Raw genomic sequence first — 17,914 nt, forward strand, 5'->3', positions numbered from 1 at the left:
TTCGCGACATTCATCGCTCGTTGTCACGATGTGTGAGGGGTATCGCTTCGGCGCGATGCGCCTACGTTCTACCCATCCTGTAATGACCCACGAGCTCAGGCCGCGGTGTCGGCCTTCGCACGGCGATGACTGACCACGACGCGGTTGCGGCCCTCGCGCTTCGCCTCGTAAAGCGCGGCGTCGGCGGCCGCGAGCAGGTCATCGCCCTCGGCGACGTGCACCGGCATCACTGCCAGACCGATCGACAGCGTGACGCCGTCGAGCATGGCCGTTGGCAGCGTCACCTGCATGCGATGCACAGCATCGAGCACCTGCTGCGCCCGCTGCGCAGCAACCTCGACCGTGACGCCCGGCATCAGCATCAGGAACTCCTCGCCGCCGAACCGGCCGATGATATCCGAGGCGCGCGTCGTCTCGCGCAATATCCTGCCGAGGCCGCGCAACACAGCATCACCGGCCTCGTGGCCGTGGCTGTCATTGATACCCTTGAAGTGATCGATGTCGAGCATCGCCAGCGCGAGCGGCTTGCCGTCCTGTTGGCTGCGCGTGGTCTCGCGCACCAGGGCATCTTCGAGGTAGCGGCGGTTGTGAAGATCCGTCAGCGGATCCCGCACCGCCTGTTGACGCAGCAACTCGCGGAGTTCGAGATTGGCCATCGCCAGCGACACCTGTTCGGCCAGCATCGTCGCCAATTGATCCGCCCCCTCACCGAACACAGAAGTATGCTCGCGATACAGCAGACCAAGCAGGTTGTTCTGCGCGATCAGCGGCTGACAAACGAACCCCGTACCGGTGACACCGCAGGGACCGGCATGATTGCAGACCAGTCCCTGACTCGCCTCGGAAATCGGGAATGTCGTGCCACGACGCAGCGCCCAGCAGTCATCGACCGGAAACGACACCGCATCGGCCTGTAGTGCCCCCCAATGGGCGCCGCGCTGAACTGCGTTGCGGGCATTATTCAGATAGTACAGAGCGCCCGCCTCTTCCGTGAACAGGTAACCTGCATAGGTCTGAACCGCCGCGAAAATCTCTTCGCGCGACTGACACGACTGCAGCACGCCCGAGAGTTCAGTGAGCAGCACGATTTCCTTGGCGCGAATTTCCGCCAGTTGCAGCGAGGTGGTCAGCCGTTCGTTGGCCTCCTCCATAGCCTGCGCATGCGCGCGCCGCTCCGCCTCGACAGCGAGCGCGTCGGTCTTGTCCTGGATCACCCAGAGGATATCGCCGGTCGCCAGCGGCTTGCCATAGGCATCGACCAGCAGCGTGGAACCGTCGCTGCGGCGCAGATGCAATTCGACTTCCGTCGCCATGGCGCTGTCACGAATTCGATTCAACGCGGCATCGAACGCCTCCCCGTCCACCTTCGTCGCAACCAGTTCGTCGATCGTGTTGCCGGGAAGCGTATCGGCGGAGCTGCGGCCGCAGAGTTCGGCAATCCGCCGATTGCCGCGCAGGATGCGATGGCCGGACGTAAACAGGATGCCTGCCAGTGGATTGTCGACCAGCGCGCGCTGCTCGGCATCGAGCGTGCTGAGATTGCCGGACAACCGGCGCGACCTCATCGTGATCACGGCGAGCAGCATCATCAGGAGGCTGATGGCGCTGCCGCTGGCGAGGACGACGTTCGGCACTGTATGGCTGACCTCGTAGATCGAGCCCGGATTGGCGGTGAACAGGACGCGCCAGACGCGCTCGCCGACAACCAGCGAACGATCGGCCGAGATCCCCGCCGACATCACCATCTGCGTGACGAGACCGAGATTGGGCTCCAGACTGTCATACATGAGGGTCGGAGTGACGGTCGTATCTTCCGGCTCGCCAATCATGACGCCTTCCTGCGTCGGCTTGGCATAACCGCGATCAACCACCTGGATATGCATCTGCTGCAGCGTCCGCGGGTCGAGGATGCCGCGCATCAGGTCATTGGTGCGATAGACCGATGCAACGAAACCGTGGAGCGCTGCGTTTCGCTGCGAGACGGTCTGCGTGGGCTCGCCGGCCCGGTAGATCGGCGCGCGGATGATGAAACCGAGGCCACCCGAGGTGTCCTGCACCAGTTTGACCGGTGGCGTCGCGACAATCCGGCCGGTCTCCGCGGAACGCCGCAGCGAGTCCAGTTGCGCAGGATTGGCACCTGCATCGAAGCCCAGCGCGTTTTCGTTGCCACGCATCGGCTCGACGAATTCGACCACGTTGTAGATTGATCGTGGCCCCGGCGGACGCACGGCGAAATCCGGCTGTCCGGAATGCTCGATGCTCTTGTCGGCACGAACTTCCGCAACGAAGGCATCGAGATGATCCGGCGTCACGTGACGCAGCGACTGCAAGGCCTGGAAGCCGGGATAGCGGCGGCCGAGATCGAGCACATCGATGTAGCGTCGGAACTGGGCGCGATCGACACGGCCGATCGAGGCGTACAATCCCTGCATGCTGACCAGTACTTCGGCGTGGGTGCGCAGCCGTTCGCTGATCGCATTGGAAATATCGACGGCGTCGGCAGCGAAGCGACGCTGCATATCGGCCGCTATCAGGCGTTCCGAGAACTCGCGAATGGCAAATGTCGCGGCAAGGCCGACTCCGAGAATGGCGGCCGCAACGAAAGTCGTCCGCCGCGCCTGCGGCGCCAGCAAGTCACGCAATGCCATGTCGAGTTCCCTGAACTGACCCGGCCCCCGGCTTCGGATCACAGTACCTAGGTCGGGTGATACCGGCATCGGGATTTAGATTCTGTTGCGCTGCCCACCTGCGGACCACCTCAGGACCGGACACTTGACGACATCCTTAATCACGGATAATAATTATCCACGATAGAGGTGAAATAGAGCCATGAAGATGAGCGACGGGGTTGAGCAGGCGATCCACAGCGTGGCGATGCTCGCAGGCCTGCAATCGAACGGCGTGTTGTCCGCCGGCGCCCTCGCCGAATTCCATGGCGTGTCCACCAGCTATCTCCTGAAACACCTGCAGGCGCTTTCGGGCGCCGGCCTGCTCATCGCACAGCCTGGCCCGACCGGCGGCTATCGCCTTGCCCGGACGCCAGACCAGATCACCTTGCTCGATGTCGTACTCGCCGTTGAGGGCGATGCGCCTGCCTTCCGCTGCAGCGAAATCCGCCAGCGCGGCCCCAATCCCCTGCCCGGCAAACCCACGGCGCCCTGCGGCATCAATGCCGCGATGTTGCGTGCCGAGCGCGTCTATCGCGATGAGCTGGCCAAAGTGAGCATCGCCGATGTACTCGGCGATCTCCGCGCCAAGGACACCGACGGCGCCATCGCCGCCCGCGGCTGTGCCTTTCTGGAGCTCAACGAACGACGCCGTAACGCCAACTGAAACCTGAAACCGCATACCAAGGAGAAAGACCATGCAAGCCCGACTCAACATCGCCAAGGCCGCCCCCGACGCCTACAAGGCCGTCGCCGCCCTAGATCAATATGTCGTCAAGGAGAGCGGCCTCGAGCCGGCGATCATCCATCTCATCAAGCTCCGCTCGTCGATCATCAATGGCTGCGCCTTCTGCGTCGATATGCATGTGAAGGAATCCCGCCACGACGGTCTCAGCGAGCAGTGGATCAACATGATGTCGGTCTGGCACGAATCCACGGTCTATACGCCGCGCGAGCGTGCCCTCCTCGCCTGGGTCGATGCCGTCACGCTGATCGCGCAGACGCGCGCGCCCGATGCCGATTATGAAGCGCTGCGCGCGCATTTCTCGGAAGAGGAATGCCTCAAGATCACGGTGGCGATCGGCGCCATCAATGTCTGGAACCGTCTTGCCGTCGGCTTCCGCGTTCCGCATCCGATCGAGAAGCCGAAGGCTGCTGCCTGAACACAGGCTTCAGCAGATAATCGATAAGCGAAAGGCCGGGTTGAAAATTCAACCCGGCCTTTCTTGGTTTCAGCTTGGCCCGACCGATGTGTCAGGCAATATGGCTAGTAGTCAGAAAAGCTTCGCGCCAGACGCATCGACGACGCGTCCCCAGCGGGCGTAATCGTCCTTGATCGTCTTGGCGAAGGCCTGAGGCGTCGAGGTCGTGATGCTGAGGCCCTGCTTTTCGAGACGCTCGCGAACATCCGGCAGCGCGCCGATGCGCACCACCTCGGCGTTCAGGCGATCGACAATGGCATCGGGCGTCCCTGCAGGCACGACGAGGCCGAACCAGGAGTCGACGACAAAGTCAGCCACGCCTGCTTCCGCCGGCGTCGGCACATCGGGCAGCTGCGACGAGCGCTCGCGGCTGGTGATCACGAGACCCTTGACCTTGCCGTCGCGGATCTGCGGCGCCAGCACCGTCAGGGTGTCGAAAGACAGGTTCACCTGATTTCCGAGCAGTGCATTGACGGCGGGAGCGCTGCCCTTGAACGGCACATGCAGCAGATCCGTCTCGGTCAGGCTCTTGAACAGCTCGCCGCTCAGATGGCAGAGCGTGCCGGGTCCGCACGACGAGTAGGTGAATTTGCCGGGCTCGCGCTTCGCGGCAGCGACGAGCTCCTTCACTGATGACACCGGCGTATCGGGGCTGGCCGCGAGCACGTAAGGCACCGACGTCAGCATGGCCACCGGCGTGAAGCTCTTGAAGGGGTCGTAAGAGATGGTCTTGTTGATATGCGGCAGGATCGTGAGCTGCCCTGCAGGCGCCAGCGACAGCGTGTAGCCATCCGGATCGGCCTTGGCGACCGCGTCGGCAGCAATAGCCGTACCGGCACCAGCCTTGTTCTCGACCACGACTGTCTGCTTCAGCGCCTCGCCGAGCTTGTCGGCATAGATCCGCGCCGTGATGTCCGCAGCGCCGCCCGGCGGGAACGGAACAATCAGCTTGATCGTCCGGCTCGGCCAGCTGTCAGCGAACGCCCCCGTCGCGCCGGAAACCAGCAGTACTGCCGCGAAAGCACCTGAGAGGAGTCGAGAAGACATGAGGGACCGCACGGTCGTATTCCTTATGATTGATGATGAGAGTATTTTGCCCGTGGCTCCCGCGAGGTTTCGCCGAGATTTCGCAATCATTTCAGCGATGTGGGACCACGTTTGTTGTCATTGAAAATGTCATCGAGACGGGTGTCCGACAAGGAAACGCCTTTGCAAATAAGATCTGGACGATGGTGGATTGCTATCGTCGGACGGGCGGATGCGAGAAGTTGCTTCTTTTGACGGAACTATTCGGTAGCGGAACCTTATGCTCTGATCGGACCGTCGGAGTCGGAGAGCGTCATGACCGAGCTGAACCAGTCGACCGAGAAGAGCCGCTACCTCAGCGCCCCGAAACGCCCTGACTTCACGCTGGACCAGGACTGGGGCTCCTACTCCGCCGCCGAGCACGATCGCTGGGACCGCCTGTTCGCCCGTGCACAGACCGTCCTTAAAGGCCGGGCTTGCAACGAATTCCTCGCTGCGCTGAACACGCTGCAGCTGTCCGAATCCGGCATTCCCGATCTGGAGAAACTGAGTGCCCGTCTGACGCCGCTGACCGGTTGGCAGGTTGTGCCGGTCGCTGAACTGGTGCCCGATGAGATCTTCTTCGATCATCTTGCCAATCGCCGCTTCCCGGCCGGCGCCTTCATCCGCCCCGAACACGAAATGGACTACCTGCAGGAGCCAGACATCTTCCACGACGTCTTCGGGCACGTTCCGCTATTGGCGAACCCGGTCTATGCCGACTTCATGGAGGCCTATGGAAAAGGCGGCCAGCGCGCGATGGCGCTCGGCCAGTTGAAGAACCTGGCGCGTCTGTACTGGTACACGGTGGAGTTCGGCCTGATGAAGAGCGCGGACGGATTGCGCATCTTCGGCGCCGGCATTCTGTCGTCAGCAACAGAGTCGGTCTTCGCCCTGGAAGACTCCTCGCCGAACCGGATCACGTTCGACCTCGAACGCGTGATGCGGACGAACTACATCATCGACGATTTCCAGCAGAGCTATTTCGTCATTGAGAGCTTTGAGAAACTGCTGCAGGACAGCTATCAGGATTTTGGCGCACTCTATACCCGCCTGGCCAAAGCAGACGACATCGCGGCCGACGAGGTGACCCCTGAGGATCACGTCATCAGCCGCGGGACGCTGGACTATTTCAAGCGCAAGCGCGCGTCAGCCATTCATTGACTGGATGCGGAATTTAGCCGGCGACGCGCCGAAGCGACGACGGAAGCTGCGGTGGAAATAGGATAGTTCGTTGAAGCCGCAGGCGGCCGCGACTTCACTGATCTTCAGGCTGCACTGCCGATCGCCGGTCAGCATGCTGCGGGCCTTTTCAAGCCTCAGCTCCATGATCCGATCGGTGATGCTGAGGCCGGAACCCTGCAGCAAATCCTGAACGTAGCGGACGGACAGGCCGAGCTTCTCGGCGACCACCCGGGTCGAGAACTGCTGGTCGGCAAAGCTCTCATTGATCTGGTTGATCACGCTGGCGATCCGCGCTCCGCGCAGGCCGCCGACCTCGGTGAGGTTCACGGGGTCCGGCTTTTCGATGCTGTGCACCTTGGCACGGTCGGATCCAAAGTCGGAGTGGCTGCTGAATGCGAGATTTGTGTTTTCCATGTTCCCAATCACCGCCCATTTCAATGTGTGCGGAGATAGGTCGTCCGGACCCCTGACTTTGGTTCAACGCCGACGACGATAATTTATCGTCTTTCGAAACCATAGCGGCGCACTGCGCCCCGATGGTGACCCATAAGTCGTTGGCCGGTGGTCGTCGTGTGGTCCCAAGATCGCGTTCCCCAGTAGTACTTCCAGGTGAGACCGAGCGGCGACAGCCGCTCACAATGCGACGCCAAGAGCGCGATCCAGCACAAGTCACGCGCTTACGACCACGACGAGAGCGGTATTTTTATACATGGTCCCTTCCGAAATGACGCGCGAAGCAGCTCCGATTCCTCGAGGGCCGCCAGCGCACCTGCAAGGAAACGACATGAAACAGCTTCTCCTCGGCACCATCGGCATCCTCAGCCTCGGCAATGCCGCCATCGCCGCAGACGTGCCGGCCCGCGCCTATACCAAGGCCTCCGCCATCGATCCTGCCTATAACTGGACCGGCTTTTATGCCGGCGTTCATGCCGGTTACGGTCTCGGCGGGACCGAATGGCAAATCCTGAATATCCGGACCGACGGCGCGCTGGGCGGCATTCAGGCCGGCTACAATCAACAGATCGGCAATCTGCTGCTCGGCATCGAGGCCGACATCAGCTTTAGCGGCATCAAGGGCAATCGCACGGTGAGCATTCTGAACCAGGCCACCCTGTCCCAGACGTCGCAAATCAACTGGCTGTCGACCGTGACCGGACGCGTTGGCTTCGCCAATGGCCGCTGGCTCACTTACGCCAAGGGCGGCTTCGCCTGGGCCAATGAAGATCACGGCTACGACGTTCAGGTTTCGGTGCCGGGGCCGGACCGGCTTACACTGTCTGGCAGCGAGACACGGCGGGGTTGGATCGTCGGCGCCGGCATGGAATATGCGCTTGCCAACAACTGGTCGCTGCGCGGCGAGTATAATTTCATCGGCTTCCCCGACCACGAGTTCGATTTCAGCGGCACGCGGGCCTCCACCGGGCCGATCGCCTCCACGGCTTCGACCAAGCAGACGCTGCATCTCATCAAGCTCGGCGCGAATTACCAGTTCGGCGCTCCCGATGCCGCCAAACCGATCCCGCCGCTGCAATACGCACAGTCAGGATTCAATTGGACCGGGCTCTATCTCGGTGCGCAGGCAGGCTACGGATCGGGACACGGCGACTGGCGCGACTACGCACCCGATGGGAAGTTCTCGATGACCGGAGGCTTTGGCGGCGGCCAGATCGGCGCCAATGTGCAGCTCGGGGTGATCGTCATGGGTGTTGAAGGTGAACTGGTCGGCGGCAATATCGGCGGCGGTACTCGCACCAATTTTGATAACAATCTCGATATGCGCTCGCGCACCGAATGGCTCGCAATGGCCACCGCACGTATCGGCATGGTGACCAACGAGCGCTGGCTGACCTATCTCAAGGGCGGCGTCGCCCTCGCCGGGGATCATCACGCCATATCACTGTCGTCGGGTCCACAATACGCAAATCTCGACGGATCCCGCCTTCACACCGGTTACGTGGTCGGTGCCGGCGTGGAATACGCCTTCGCACCAAACTGGTCCGTCAAGGCGGAGTACAACTACATCGGCTTTGGCCATGACAATGCGAGCCTCGAAGGCGTGATCAATGCCCCTCCGATGGTCGGCCCTTATTATCTGAATGCTGATATTGCCCAGACCATGCAGCTCGGCAAGATCGGCGTGAACTATCACTTTGCGCCATAAACGCGACAGCCGACCACTATCGCGCTATCAAGCGCATGGTGGTCGCGCCTCCTAGCGCGGTAACATCTCGGGTGGCGGCGAACGGTCCAGTACATCGCCTTTCGCGCCTTCCAGCAGATTCAGCTCGACATTCTCCACGACCAGCGGGCCACGTTTGCGTTTGAGCTCAGCCACTTTCTCGATATTCGCAAAAGCCGCCCGCCATTCCGGATTGGCCGCAGCATTTTGCTCACCCACCAGCAAAAGCTTGCCGGACAGCTGCTCGGCACTCGGCTCCGGCATATTCACCCAGCGAATCCGCTGGGTGCGCTGGAAGACACAGGTCCCCTTCGGCAGATAGAAGGTCAGCCATCCCGTGGTGCCGTAATCGGGCGCCACCACGCATGTGGCCCCGACACGGGTGCGAACCGCCTCGACCTCGGCCGCCAGTTCAACGAAACCCACGCCGATGCTGCGTACTGTCGCGTCACGCTTATAGCCGGATAGCAGACCCGTATTGGCCTGCACCACCAGTGCCGTGAACATGACGACGCCGGTCGGCCCCGCCCAGCGCAGGCAGAAATCAACCGTGCGCTGCTCGCGCGGCTTCCATTGCACGATGGTTGCCGCAACGGCAGCAATAATGGCCAGCGTGGGATAGACTGGCGCGAACCAGTTGGCTTCGACGCGGCTGTGCAGCGCATGCCAGCCGAAATACAGCACGATGACCCAAAACATCGCATTCAGCAGCACCCGCGCCGGCCACGCTCCGGGCCTGAGGGCAGCCAGGGCGTAAAGGCCCATCATGCCGAGAATGAACACCAGCGGTGTCGCGAAGGCGAATTGGGTCGGAATCAGTTCAGCGATGAAGGCAGGATTGAAGTGATCGATCCGGGCACGTCCGAGCTGCTTGATAAAGGACACCCAGCCATGCTCGGCATTCCAGAACAGCACCGGCGAGAACACCGCGAGCGCGACCAGACCGCCGAGATAGGGCCATGGCGAGATCAGCCAACGCCGCATCTTCGGTACCGCAATCAGCCAGATCAGGATCGCCGGCCCGAAAAACAGTGCGGTATATTTCGATAGCAGCGCTACGCCGACGGCCAGGCCCACCGCGAGCCACCACGCGCCCTGCCCGGTGGCCAGCACCTGGGCCAGCGCCAACAACACGAAACTCGAGGCGACCAGCACCGGCGCGTCCGGCGTGACGATCATTAACCCGACCGACGTGATCATCGTCGCGTTGAGCAGGATCACCGCCGTTGACGCGGTCCGTCGACCGCCGAACAGCAGCTCGGCCGTGCGATACACCGCCCAGCTCATCGGCAGTGCCAGCAAGACCGAGACGACACGTACACCGAATTCGGTATCGCCCGCGATCATGGTGCCGAGCCGGATCACCACCGCGACCATCGGCGGGTGATCGTAGTAACCGCCCGCCAGATGTTTCGACCACATCCAGTAATAGGCTTCATCGAAGGTCAGCGGCGTCCATGCGGCCGCCGCGAGCCGCAGCAGCACCAGACCGACGACCACGGCCGCAGTGCCGCGAACCAGCCGCAGTTCCTGCGCGGTCATCCAGCGATCACCGTTTCCGCCACACGAACAGGCCCGACATCGCGTAGTTCCAGACCACGCCCATCAGCGCGCCGGAAGCACCCGCCAGCCACCAGATCGGCTCCTGGTCGAAGACCGACCAAGCCACGCCGACATTGGCGAGCAGACCCACGCTGCAGACCACGTAGAAGATCGCCAGACCACGCAGGATGCCGAAACCTTTCAAACGCTGGTCGCGATAGGTCAGGAAATTGTTGAGCAGGAAGTTGCCGGTCATCGCGCAAAACGCCGCAATGGCCTGCGCCTCTGCGAATGGCGGATCGAAAACTTCCAGCGTGACGAACAACACGGCGAAATGCACGAACAGGCCGATCGAGCCGACCATAGCAAACAGCAGGAAGCGCAGCGACACGGTATCGTTGGTCAGCTTTGCCAGCACAAGGCCCAGGAAGTCGAGCGCCACCATGGAATCGAGCTTGCTTTCACCATGCAGCCGCGAACCGAATGTGTAGGGCACCTCGATAACGCGCAGATCGCCTTCTGCCGTCGCGACAACATCGAGCAGGATCTTGAAGCCCTGCGTTGAGAGTTTCGGCGCCAGTTGTTCAAAGCGATCGCGGCGGATCATGAAGAAGCCGCTCATCGGATCCGCGATCTTCACGCGCAATACGCGTTGCGCGACAGCAGTGGCGAATTTACTGGCGCCGAGGCGCTGCTGGTTGAAACTGTCGGCACTGCCGCCCTCGATATAGCGGCTGCCGATCACCAGTTCGGCAGCGCCACTTTCGATCAGACCGAGCATCTTGCCGAGCTGGGTCTCATCGTGTTGCAAGTCGCCGTCGATCACCGCCGCGCAGGGCGCGCTGGAGGCCAGCATACCTTCGATACAGGCGCCTGACAGGCCGCGCCGGCCGATGCGCCGGATACAGCGCACGCGCGAGTCGGCGCGCGCCAGTTCGCGTACCGCGTCGGCGGTGCCGTCCGGCGAATTGTCGTCGACGAAAATGACTTCCCAGGAAATGCCGACCAGCGCCGCGTCCAGCCGCTGCACCAGGGTGGCGACATTGCCGCGTTCGTTGAAAGTGGGGACGACGACGGACAGCTGCAGCGGCGCGCCCGCCTGCAATATCTGTCCGGGCCCCGGTCTGATGGCTTCGTTCATGGCGCCAGCATATATCTGCCGCGCCGGACCATGCCAAGGCGGACAGGGAACGGCGGGGCCTTAACAGGTGCCGGAACAAGCCATCAGAGGGGGAATAGCCAAAAGTGGCCCAAAAATGCTAACGACCCCGAACAACAGGCGCGCGTACATCCGGCGCACCGAGCTATTCAAGGTCGTTCCAGCGCCGGAGCTATGAAGCGTCATCGTCGCCGTTGGAGACAAGATAGGGATGCTGGAGCCGTTCCGCAAGGGTATCCGGCACTGGTTTCAACGCCGCATTCCGGCCGCAAACACCGCACCCTGGCACCATTCTGTTGCTGGCGAGCTATAGCCAGTCTTGCCCGTGCCCGCTACCTTACCTCGGTCAACAGCGGCGCGTTCGCGCGGTTTTCTGAGGCGGAAGCCCCGCCTGAACCGCGACCACAATCGTCTCCGCGCGTGATAATCGGAGGCGCCATGCGACGCTCGCTCGGACCATGCCTATTCGCTGCATCGCTGACGCTGCCATCCTTCGGCGCCAGCCATGTCACCGCGCAGACAATTGATACCGTCACGACGACGGTGCTGTCCGATTCGCGCGTCATGGCTGCGCTCGATGCCATCAAGGCCGACGATGCCCGCACCCTGAAAGAGCAGATCCGGATCACCGAAATTCCCGCGCCTCCGTTCAAGGAGAATCTGCGCGGCAACTATATTCTGTCACGGTTTCAGGAACTGGGCTTCAAGGACGCCGTGATCGACGCCGAGGGCAATGTGACCGCCCGGCGCAAGGGCACCGCCGGAACGCCGAAGCTGGTCATCTCCGCACATCAGGACACTGTCTTTCCCGAGGGGACCGACGTCACGGTGAAGGAAAAGGACGGCGTCTATCTGGCGCCGGGGATCGGTGACGATGCCCGTGGGCTCGCGGCCTTGCTGTCTTTGATGCAGACCCTCAACACCCAGCAGATCGCGACGGTCGGGGACGTCATGTTCGTCGCCAGCGTCGGCGAAGAAGAGCTGGGCAATCTGCGCGGCGTCAAAGCCCTGTTTCGCGACAACAAGGACATCGACGGCTTCATCTCGATCGACGGCCTCGGCGTCACGCGCATCGTCAACCAGGGAACCGGAAGCCACCGCTACGAGATGATCTTCAAGAGTCCGGGCGGTCACAGTTTTCAGGAATTCGGCCTGCCGAGCGCGACCCATGCGCTGGGTCGCGCGGTCGCGAAAATCTCGGAGCTGCGGACACCCTCGGATCCGAAAACCACTTTCACAGTCGGAACGGTAAGTGGCGGCACATCCGTCAACGCCATCGCAGCCGAAGCCCGCATGACGATCGACATGCGATCGAATTCGACCGAAGAACTGTTGAAACTCGAAGCGAGGCTTCTCGATCAGGTGAAGGACGCAGTTGGTGAAGAAAACAAACGCTGGGGATCGGACAAGATCACTGTCGAGATCAAACTGATTGGCGACCGCCCGGCGGGCGTTGTCGCAGAAGACTCTCCCCTCGTGCAGGCGACGGCGCGTGCCGTGACCGCGCTGACCCGTGTGCCCCATGTCACCTTTGCCGGCTCCAGCACCGACTCCAATCTCGCGATGTCGCTCGGCATCCCCGCGGTGACCATCGGCGGCGGCGGCCAGGGCGGCAACTGGCATTCGCGCAATGAATGGTACAAGCCCGTCGACGCTTATATCGGGCCGCAGAATGCACTGCTGACGATGCTGGTGCTGACCGGCGTGGAGGGCGTAACCAAGCCGGTGCTGCCAGCGCGGCACTGAGTAACACGGCGAATACTGAAAGGATCGGCCTCACAATGGTTGCGAAATCCGGACAAATCCGTATCGGCATCGGCGGTTGGACTTTCGCGCCGTGGCGCGGGGTGTTCTATCCGGAGAAACTCACGCAAGCGAAGGAGCTCAGCTATGCAGCGTCCAAGCTGACCTCCATCGAGATCAACGGGACCTTCTACGGCTCGCAGAAGCCGGAGAGCTTTCGCAAATGGGCGCGCGAAGTGCCGGAGGATTTCGTGTTCTCGCTCAAGGGCCCCCGCTTCGCAACCAATCGCCGGGTGCTCGCCGAAGCCGGCGAAAGCGTGAACCGTTTCTACGATTCCGGCGTGCTCGAACTCGGTGACAAGCTCGGACCCGTTCTGTGGCAATTCGCGCCGACCAAGAAATTCGACGAAGCCGATTTCGGGAAGTTTCTCGAATTGCTGCCAACCGAGCTCGGTGGGCGCAAGCTGCGCCATGTGGTCGAGGTCCGCCACGACAGCTTCTGCGTGCCGGCCTTCATTGCGCTGCTACGGCAGTTCAAGATCCCCGTGGTATTCTCCGAACACGCCACCTACCCGGCCATTGCCGATGTCACCGGCGACTTCGTCTATCTGCGTTTGCAGAAGGGTGAGGACAGCATCAAGACTGCCTATCCACCGAAGGCGCTGGATGCCTGGGCCAAACGTTTCGAGACCTGGGCCGGCGGCGGCGAGCCAACCGACCTGCCGCGCGTCGATGATGCCAAGATCAAGAAGCAGCCACGCGACGTGTTCGCCTATGTGATCCACGAAGCCAAGGTGCGTGCACCGCATGGTGCCATGGCGTTGATCGAGCGGGTGACGTAGCGCCCGCCAGCATTACTCAATCGAGCTTGATGCCGGCCTCGCGGATCAGTTTTGTCCAGGTCGCATGTTCTGATGCGATGAAGCCATCGAGCTTGTCGTCCGGCATATCCCAGGGCTCGCCGCCGCTCTTCTCGAACCGCTCCTTCAGATCGGGCAACACCGCCCGAATATCCTGACGGAGTTTTGCGATCACCGCCGGCGGCGTTTTTGCCGGCACGAAAATGCCGAGCCATGAATCCACGTCGAGACCCGGCACGCCCGCTTCCGCCATGGTCGGGACGTCAGGCGCCAGCGGGCTCCGTTTCGACGACAGCACCGCGATGCCCCGCACCTGCCCCGTCTGCACATAAGGCAGCCCGGCAGCAATCGAGTCGAAGAACAGGTCGATGCGGCCTGCCAGCAGATCGGCGAAGGCCGGCGGAGATCCTCTGTAAGGCACCTCCTGCAGCTTGACGCCGGCGGACCTCATGAAGGCAGCGGCCACCAATTGCTGTCCGGTCCCGACGCCCGCGGTCGCCACGGTGATCGACCCCGGCTTGTCCAATGCAGCAGCAACGATCTCCTTCGGCGTCTGCTGCGGCAGATCCTTGCGGCCGACCATGATGTAGCCAAACTTGTAGACCAGCGCGACCGGCACGAAATCCTTCAGCGGGTCATAGGCGAGCTTGGCGTAAAGCGCGGAGTTGAAGGCCATGTTGGAAAGGCCGCCGACCATCAGCGTATAGCCGTCGGCCTCGCTCTGGGCCGCAGCCTGCGTGCCCACGACGGTGCCCGCTCCTGGCTTGTTCTCGACAAAGAACGCCTGCCCCGTTCGCTTCGCCAGCGCATCGGCGAGATGCCGCCCGACCAGATCGTAGCTGCCGCCGGGCGCGATCGGCACGATAATTCTGACCGGACGATCCGGATATGCGCCTTGCGCCAGAGATGTGGACTGAAACGACACAAGCGCGAGCGCGATTACGCCTAACGCACCAACCATGCGAGCCATCATTCCCCCGGTGATATCGGCCATTGAACTGGCGGAGTTTGTTGAGTTGACTATGTGCCATGTTGCAAATGGGAGCAACGCCTCGCGGCTGGCCGCGACATTGTGCCAATCATCTGTCGATCACGGGGTGCTCACATGGCCCGCAAGATACCTCGCCTCTTCACCGTCGGTTACGAGCAGACGCCAGCGAAAGCCGTGCTCGATGAACTGCAAAATGCCGGCGTCAAGCTGCTGGTCGATGTGCGTGCCGTCGCCGCATCGCGGCGACCGGGCTTCTCCAAGAATCAGCTCGCTGCCGGCCTCGACGAGCGCGGCATCGGCTACATCCATCTACGCGGACTGGGCACGCCCAAGGACGGCCGCGAAGCCGCACGTAGCGGCAAGCTCGCAGCGCTCGAGAAGATCTATATGGCTCATCTCAAGACACCGCAGGCACGCGAGGCGATGGATGAGCTGGCGGCGCTGGTGACGAAGTCCGGACCGGTCTGCATCCTCTGCTACGAGCGCGACCACGAGCACTGTCATCGGCGCTGGATCGCCGAGATCATCGAGGAGCGCGAAGGTGTCAAGGTCCAGAACCTGCTGCCGTCGCAGCTTTGAAGCCGCGCGACGATCTCACAGCAGTTTTTTCAGATTATTACTTATCCACACTGGACGTAGGCTTATCCCCAAGATAATCTACCTTAAGTTGCATTATTTTGTTGTGTTTCTGTTGCGTTGGGTGGGGGCTCGATGCGTTGGGGACTGGCGTTACGCGCTTTATGCGTTGCGGCGGCCGCATATTCCTGCGGCATGGCCTCGGCTCAGGATATCGGTGAGATCGACGCCACGATCGAACCGGCATCCGGCTCATCGAGCTTCTGGTCATCCCTGTTCGACACGCGTATCAAAAAACGGCGCGCCTTCGATTTTCTCTCCGGCGGCATGCCGGACCGCCTGATGTATTTCGGCGGTGTCGATGCGTCGCATTGGAGCCTCGGCGCCTATGGCGGCCTGCAATGGGCCCCCGCCGGCCTGAACAAGGACGGTTTCATTCTGCGTTTCTTTCTGTCGGAAAACCTCGAACGCTACACGACAGGCACGCGCTCCGACTACACCCAGATCAGCCGCGCGGCGATCCTGCCGGGCTACCTCATCCGAACCGGCAATCTGGAAGTTCAGCTCTTGGCTGGCCTCGATATGGAAGCCGACTATTTCTACCACGATCAGCGCCGCTCTCGGCTTCGCGCGATGCTCGGCGCGCGGGGCACGATGGATGTCTGGTGGGAGCCGACACGCGAGCTGATGCTGCAATATGCCATCTCGGGCACGACCATCGATACTGGCTATACCACGCGCATTGCAGCCGGCTGGCGCCTGTTCGATTTGTTCTGGATCGGCCCGGAGGCCGCACTGTCGAACGACTATTTCAGCCAGCAGACCCGGATCGGCGGCCATCTGACTGGCTTGCGCACCGGCCCCTACGAATGGTCATTCGCCGCGGGACACGTGCGGGACAATTTCGAGCGCCAGGGAGTCTATGCGCGCTTCGGCATGGTCATGCGACCGCCCCGGGCGCCATTCTTCGAGAACTGACGCAGCACTCAGCCCAAGCGCCAGATAGCCTGCGGCAGGTCATAGCCGCGGATCGGCACATCGCCGAGCAGCTCCGCGTCGCTGCAAGTGTCGCCCAAGGCATCGCGTATGGAAGCAGAGATCAGCAGTTGCGAGCCGAACTGTTTGTTGAGCGCCTCAAGCCGGGCCGCGAAGTTCACGGTATCGCCGATGACGGTGTATTCCTTGCGGCGCGGGGAGCCAACGTTGCCGGCAATCACGGCCCCAATATGAAGCCCGATGCCGATGCGCAGAGGCCATTCACTGTCCCGATTGCTTTTGTCGACAGCTATGAGCATCTCGCGTGCCGCTTGTACGGCGCAATGCGCCGCATTCGGATCCTCAATGGGCGCTCCGAACAGCGCGAGAAATCCGTCCCCGAGAAACTTGTTCACGATCCCGGAATGTCGATCCAGCACCTCGACCAATAGAGCAAAGGTCTCGTCGAGCCGATCCACCACCTCGCGGGGCGAATGCACACGGGTCGCTGCGGTAAAGTTACGGATATCGACGAACATCACCGCGACCTGACGCATCTCGGTCGTAGAGCTCGTTCCCGACGCCAGCAACTGCTCCACAACCTGCGGCGAGACATGCTGACCGAACAGATTGGTGACACGATCGCGCGCCGAAGTTGCCGCGATGCTCGCCTCGAACTGGCGACGGAGTTGCAAGCCGACCGCGCCTGCAAGAATACCGCAGAGCAGGACCATGGCGCTGCGGATAAGCTGAAACGCAAAATCCGGTGCCGGTTCCGAGGCGAATTGCACCGGATGATACAGCATGGCCAGCGCGAGCATCTGGGCGGCCGCGACAAAGCCCGTAAATGTCGACAGCCAGAAATCGAGCCGAAGCGTGGATAGAATGATGAAGATGAAATAGGACAAAGGCGCCGCAAATGCCAACGCCGCCGCCGGCCCCATCCAGCCCATATGGAGATGCAGTGCGGCCGTCGGAATGCTGGTCTCGATGAGTGCGCTCAGATAGCGCCGCCCCTGCGCAATATCCTCCCCTGCAGCGATGCGCTGATTGACCTTGTAAAGAACGAAGAACTCGAACAGCAGCAGCGGGCCCGTGATCATAAAAGACGATTTAAGATCGAACTGGCCGTTGGATATGCGCGCGAAGCTCGATGGCGCCAGCAGATAGGCGATGGACAGCGACAGCGTCACGATCACCACGGTGCCAATGACCGTCTTGACCCGCAACCGTTCGGTCAACAACATCTCGCGGCTCAGCGCCTTGCGAAATTCGCGAACGGACGGATCGGCGTCGGTGGCAGACTTCAGAAGTGTCCGGAAAAATTGAATCATTGCAGCAGTCTAGCTGCCGCAGGCCCATTGAACGAGATATTTGTCGGGGAGCTCTAGCCTTTGGCGTCGCAGGCCCAGGCGCGGATGACACATTCCTTACCGCCGTAGTCATAGCATTTCTTGGTCGCCTGGTTCAGCGAACTCGAAATACGGGGCGCCACGGCGTAGCCGTGTGCGCCGCAGGGATTCTTCATATCCACGGCGAAGGCTGCGCAGGCGCGCTTCATCGTTACGGTCGTGCATTCGCCCTTGCACTGCTTTTTAGCGGCCGCCAGCGCCGCCCCCTGCGCCGGATAGTCGAAGGCCTGGCCATAGGCACCGCACTTGCCCACGGCGAGGGCACCAGCGGCCGAAGCCACGTCCATGGCACCGACGCTCATCAACAAGGCAACGGCGAGAATCGCGCGACGACGCGCGGCAACGAACAGTGACAATTT

The 17,914-nt window shown here is 61.9% G+C and carries 16 protein-coding genes; 8 read left to right on the top strand and 8 right to left on the bottom strand.

Translation table 11 applies throughout. The annotated features are described in order from the left end of the window. Positions 1-95 precede the first annotated feature (95 nt). Positions 96-2,648, bottom strand: a complete 2,553-nt coding sequence (locus BLW80_RS00695; RefSeq protein ID WP_093756432.1) for a sensor domain-containing diguanylate cyclase — start codon at positions 2,646-2,648, stop codon at positions 96-98. 181 nt (positions 2,649-2,829) lie between these two features. On the opposite strand from BLW80_RS00695, the gene BLW80_RS00700 reads away from it, so the two are divergent. Together BLW80_RS00700 and BLW80_RS00705 are read left to right on the top strand one after the other, a co-directional pair. After that, positions 2,830-3,333 (top strand): RrF2 family transcriptional regulator, encoded by a 504-nt coding sequence (locus tag BLW80_RS00700; protein ID WP_089264972.1) that lies wholly within the window; start codon positions 2,830-2,832, stop codon positions 3,331-3,333. Positions 3,334-3,364: 31 nt separating this feature from the next. Beyond that, positions 3,365-3,829: a carboxymuconolactone decarboxylase family protein gene (locus BLW80_RS00705; protein ID WP_093756433.1), complete on the top strand. Its 465-nt coding sequence runs from the start codon at positions 3,365-3,367 to the stop codon at positions 3,827-3,829. A gap of 111 nt (positions 3,830-3,940) precedes the next feature. On the opposite strand, the gene BLW80_RS00710 is transcribed toward BLW80_RS00705, so the two are convergent. Then, complete coding sequence (locus BLW80_RS00710) at positions 3,941-4,915, bottom strand: Bug family tripartite tricarboxylate transporter substrate binding protein (RefSeq protein WP_093756434.1); 975 nt, start codon at positions 4,913-4,915, stop codon at positions 3,941-3,943. A 294-nt stretch (positions 4,916-5,209) separates the two neighbouring features. Between BLW80_RS00710 and phhA the strand changes: the two genes are divergently transcribed. Then, positions 5,210-6,097, top strand: coding sequence for a phenylalanine 4-monooxygenase (gene phhA / locus BLW80_RS00715; RefSeq protein WP_093756435.1), 888 nt, complete (start codon positions 5,210-5,212; stop codon positions 6,095-6,097). Here phhA and BLW80_RS00720 read toward each other — a convergent pair. Further along, positions 6,083-6,532 carry a helix-turn-helix transcriptional regulator gene (locus BLW80_RS00720; protein WP_068736063.1) on the bottom strand — a complete coding sequence of 150 codons (450 nt, stop codon included), beginning with the start codon at positions 6,530-6,532 and terminating at the stop codon, positions 6,083-6,085. The two genes, phhA and BLW80_RS00720, sit on opposite strands and share 15 nt — an antisense overlap. 370 nt (positions 6,533-6,902) lie before the next feature. On the opposite strand from BLW80_RS00720, the gene BLW80_RS00725 reads away from it, so the two are divergent. Further along, positions 6,903-8,279, top strand: a complete 1,377-nt coding sequence (locus tag BLW80_RS00725; RefSeq protein WP_170849535.1) for an outer membrane protein — start codon at positions 6,903-6,905, stop codon at positions 8,277-8,279. Positions 8,280-8,330: 51 nt separating this feature from the next. Here BLW80_RS00725 and BLW80_RS00730 read toward each other — a convergent pair whose 3' ends face one another. Beyond that, positions 8,331-9,839, bottom strand: coding sequence for a glycosyltransferase family 39 protein (locus BLW80_RS00730; RefSeq protein WP_093756437.1), 1,509 nt, complete (start codon positions 9,837-9,839; stop codon positions 8,331-8,333). A 7-nt stretch (positions 9,840-9,846) separates the two neighbouring features. Beyond that, positions 9,847-10,980, bottom strand: coding sequence for a glycosyltransferase (locus BLW80_RS00735; RefSeq protein WP_093756438.1), 1,134 nt, complete (start codon positions 10,978-10,980; stop codon positions 9,847-9,849). Positions 10,981-11,436: 456 nt separating this feature from the next. Between BLW80_RS00735 and BLW80_RS00740 the strand changes: the two genes are divergently transcribed. Together BLW80_RS00740 and BLW80_RS00745 are read left to right on the top strand one after the other, a co-directional pair. Next, a complete protein-coding gene (locus BLW80_RS00740; RefSeq protein WP_093756439.1) occupies positions 11,437-12,744 on the top strand; it encodes a M20/M25/M40 family metallo-hydrolase in 1,308 nt (435 codons plus the stop codon). 35 nt (positions 12,745-12,779) lie between these two features. Next, the gene (locus tag BLW80_RS00745; protein WP_093756440.1) at positions 12,780-13,583 is read left to right on the top strand and encodes a DUF72 domain-containing protein; all 804 of its coding nucleotides are present in this window, start codon (positions 12,780-12,782) and stop codon (positions 13,581-13,583) included. Between the two features lie 16 nt (positions 13,584-13,599). Here BLW80_RS00745 and BLW80_RS00750 read toward each other — a convergent pair whose 3' ends face one another. Further along, positions 13,600-14,562: a Bug family tripartite tricarboxylate transporter substrate binding protein gene (locus BLW80_RS00750; protein WP_170849536.1), complete on the bottom strand. Its 963-nt coding sequence runs from the start codon at positions 14,560-14,562 to the stop codon at positions 13,600-13,602. Between the two features lie 144 nt (positions 14,563-14,706). On the opposite strand from BLW80_RS00750, the gene BLW80_RS00755 reads away from it, so the two are divergent. Beyond that, the gene (locus BLW80_RS00755) at positions 14,707-15,171 is read left to right on the top strand and encodes a DUF488 domain-containing protein (protein ID WP_093756442.1); all 465 of its coding nucleotides are present in this window, start codon (positions 14,707-14,709) and stop codon (positions 15,169-15,171) included. Between the two features lie 192 nt (positions 15,172-15,363). Next, positions 15,364-16,146, top strand: coding sequence for a cellulose biosynthesis protein BcsS (gene bcsS / locus BLW80_RS00760; protein ID WP_170849537.1), 783 nt, complete (start codon positions 15,364-15,366; stop codon positions 16,144-16,146). Positions 16,147-16,154: 8 nt separating this feature from the next. Here the strand turns inward: bcsS and BLW80_RS00765 are convergent, their stop codons facing one another. Further along, entirely contained in the window at positions 16,155-17,477 is a 1,323-nt protein-coding gene (locus BLW80_RS00765) for an adenylate/guanylate cyclase domain-containing protein (protein WP_093756444.1), read from the bottom strand. 53 nt (positions 17,478-17,530) lie between these two features. Then, entirely contained in the window at positions 17,531-17,857 is a 327-nt protein-coding gene (locus BLW80_RS00770; RefSeq protein WP_502688586.1) for a DUF4189 domain-containing protein, read from the bottom strand. Positions 17,858-17,914 lie beyond the last annotated feature (57 nt).

This window comes from Tardiphaga sp. OK245, assembly GCF_900108575.1.
Lineage (GTDB): Bacteria > Pseudomonadota > Alphaproteobacteria > Rhizobiales > Xanthobacteraceae > Tardiphaga > Tardiphaga robiniae.

What these genes read in the sequence shown, in the direction of transcription:
- BLW80_RS00695 (WP_093756432.1), bottom strand. Translation starts at nt 2,648, where the DNA reads ATGGCATTGCGTGACTTGCTGGCGCCGCAGGCGCGGCGGACGACTTTC.
- BLW80_RS00700 (WP_089264972.1), top strand. Translation starts at nt 2,830, where the DNA reads ATGAAGATGAGCGACGGGGTTGAGCAGGCGATCCACAGCGTGGCGATG.
- BLW80_RS00705 (WP_093756433.1), top strand. Translation starts at nt 3,365, where the DNA reads ATGCAAGCCCGACTCAACATCGCCAAGGCCGCCCCCGACGCCTACAAG.
- BLW80_RS00710 (WP_093756434.1), bottom strand. Translation starts at nt 4,915, where the DNA reads ATGTCTTCTCGACTCCTCTCAGGTGCTTTCGCGGCAGTACTGCTGGTT.
- phhA (WP_093756435.1), top strand. Translation starts at nt 5,210, where the DNA reads ATGACCGAGCTGAACCAGTCGACCGAGAAGAGCCGCTACCTCAGCGCC.
- BLW80_RS00720 (WP_068736063.1), bottom strand. Translation starts at nt 6,532, where the DNA reads ATGGAAAACACAAATCTCGCATTCAGCAGCCACTCCGACTTTGGATCC.
- BLW80_RS00725 (WP_170849535.1), top strand. Translation starts at nt 6,903, where the DNA reads ATGAAACAGCTTCTCCTCGGCACCATCGGCATCCTCAGCCTCGGCAAT.
- BLW80_RS00730 (WP_093756437.1), bottom strand. Translation starts at nt 9,839, where the DNA reads ATGACCGCGCAGGAACTGCGGCTGGTTCGCGGCACTGCGGCCGTGGTC.
- BLW80_RS00735 (WP_093756438.1), bottom strand. Translation starts at nt 10,980, where the DNA reads ATGAACGAAGCCATCAGACCGGGGCCCGGACAGATATTGCAGGCGGGC.
- BLW80_RS00740 (WP_093756439.1), top strand. Translation starts at nt 11,437, where the DNA reads ATGCGACGCTCGCTCGGACCATGCCTATTCGCTGCATCGCTGACGCTG.
- BLW80_RS00745 (WP_093756440.1), top strand. Translation starts at nt 12,780, where the DNA reads ATGGTTGCGAAATCCGGACAAATCCGTATCGGCATCGGCGGTTGGACT.
- BLW80_RS00750 (WP_170849536.1), bottom strand. Translation starts at nt 14,562, where the DNA reads ATGGTTGGTGCGTTAGGCGTAATCGCGCTCGCGCTTGTGTCGTTTCAG.
- BLW80_RS00755 (WP_093756442.1), top strand. Translation starts at nt 14,707, where the DNA reads ATGGCCCGCAAGATACCTCGCCTCTTCACCGTCGGTTACGAGCAGACG.
- bcsS (WP_170849537.1), top strand. Translation starts at nt 15,364, where the DNA reads ATGGCCTCGGCTCAGGATATCGGTGAGATCGACGCCACGATCGAACCG.
- BLW80_RS00765 (WP_093756444.1), bottom strand. Translation starts at nt 17,477, where the DNA reads ATGATTCAATTTTTCCGGACACTTCTGAAGTCTGCCACCGACGCCGAT.
- BLW80_RS00770 (WP_502688586.1), bottom strand. Translation starts at nt 17,857, where the DNA reads ATGAGCGTCGGTGCCATGGACGTGGCTTCGGCCGCTGGTGCCCTCGCC.